The following is a 928-nucleotide window of genomic DNA, read 5'->3' on the forward strand; positions in this document are numbered from 1 at the left end:
ATGTTGATGGGCTTAAAGATGGAGATGAAGTGTGGGTCTATGGTTTCGGTCTTGATGAGTTAACGTTGCTCAAGACTGGTCGTGATCTCGATATAGACCTTAATTCAAAGAGTGGTGTTACTGGTTGGAATCCGCCTTCCAATAGCTTCGAGGGTGCTGCCTACGAATATCTCGTTACAGACGTCGCGAGAATTGTAGTCAATGATGCTGGCACTTCGTTAAACGAGCCATTTGTTGCTGAAGGTGATGAGCTTGATGCGGGTGTTGAGGTTATCGGTAAAATTCATATTCGATATATCTCTAATCCTTCTCTAGCGGATAGTGATGGTGACGGGCTTACTGATTATACCGAGCTCATGCTGATTGAGAAAACCTATGGTGATACCCGTTTTGATATTAATCCGCTCGATATCAATACAAGTTACCAGGAGCTGGAATCCAACGAAGAAAACTTTAAAGTATCTGACCCTTTAAGGGCTGATACCGATGGGGATGGCCTTAGTGATGGCGATGAAGACATAGATGATGATCTGTATGTCAACGACTTAGATCAAAATAATGAAGATTCTTCAGTTATTGTTGCAGATACTGATTTTGATGGATTGCCGGATGGTATTGAAGTGCTGCTTACCCAAAGTAATCCTGCTAAGAACGATACAGATGGAGATGGCTTGTTTGATGGCAATCAAAATAATGACACCGAATCTCGTTATGAAGTTATTTATGATTCCGCAAACCCTCCGAGATTAATTGAGAGCACAGCCTCTTGTAATGCTGATGAATATCGACTTAGTAACATAGGAAACAGTGAATATTGCGTTCAACTTTCATATATATCAGACCCGTCAAAGATAGATAGTGATGCAGACGGCGCACCTGATCGGTACGTCACGGAAAGCTCGGAAGAGATGTTTGATCATTTTCCACT

Annotated in this window: 1 pseudogene; it reads left to right on the forward strand. The window is 41.9% G+C overall.

From position 1 onward, the window contains the following. Positions 1–928: pseudogene (locus A3756_RS28130) on the forward strand (hypothetical protein); the annotation flags it as partial.

It is taken from the genome of Oleiphilus sp. HI0086, assembly GCF_001635225.1.